Source organism: Ruegeria sp. CF5 (genome assembly GCF_056537325.1).
Window position 1 is genome coordinate 1 of sequence record NZ_JBQFRI010000032.1, and the last position, 720, is coordinate 720.

Sequence of the window (720 nt, forward strand, 5' to 3'; positions counted from 1 at the left end):
GGGCACGCATTTTCCGAAGGACGTGATCTTGCACGCGGTTTTCTTCTACCTGCGCTACGGCGTGTCATACCGGGATCTGGAAGAAATCATGGCGGAACGTGGCGTTGATCTGGATCATGCAACGCTAAACCGCTGGGTCAGCCGATATGCAGGTCTCATTGCTGAAGCAGCGCGGTATAGAAAGCGCCCCGCAGACCGTTCATGGCGCATGGATGAGACATATGTGAAAGTGAAGGGTGAATGGGTTTATCTTTATCGGGCCATCGATAAGCGCGGCAAGACACTAGATTTTATGTTGTCCGAGCGCCGGAATAAAGCTGCTGCGACGAAGTTCTTCGCTCTTGCGCTTGAGGTGAACGGTTTACCGCGCAAGATTGTCATCGACAAAAGCGGGGCCAACACTGCTGGCATCAAGGCCATCAACAAGATGCTCAAAAGCTATGGCTGCCCGATCCCGATCGAAATGGTCAGGCGGAAATACCTCAATAACATCATTGAACAAGACCATCGATTCATCAAACGACGGATCAGACCCATGCTGGGATTCAAATCTCTCGCATCAGCCGCATCTGTCCTAGCAGGCATAGAACTGGTCAACATGATCCGCAAAGGTCAATTCACGCCTGGACTCCGTCCGTTTCAGCAGTTCGCCGAACTGGTGGCGTAAACCGCCCACCAATTCCACTGATGCTCTGCCATCTAAAAGTTTGCGACAGAACC

General features: G+C 52.1%; 1 protein-coding gene. It reads left to right on the top strand.

Features of this window, described 5'->3' with window-relative positions; translation table 11 throughout:
• A partial coding sequence (locus ACR0NW_RS23980) for an IS6 family transposase (RefSeq protein WP_480791962.1) occupies positions 1–667 on the top strand: 667 nt, incomplete at its 5' end.
• Positions 668–720 lie beyond the last annotated feature (53 nt).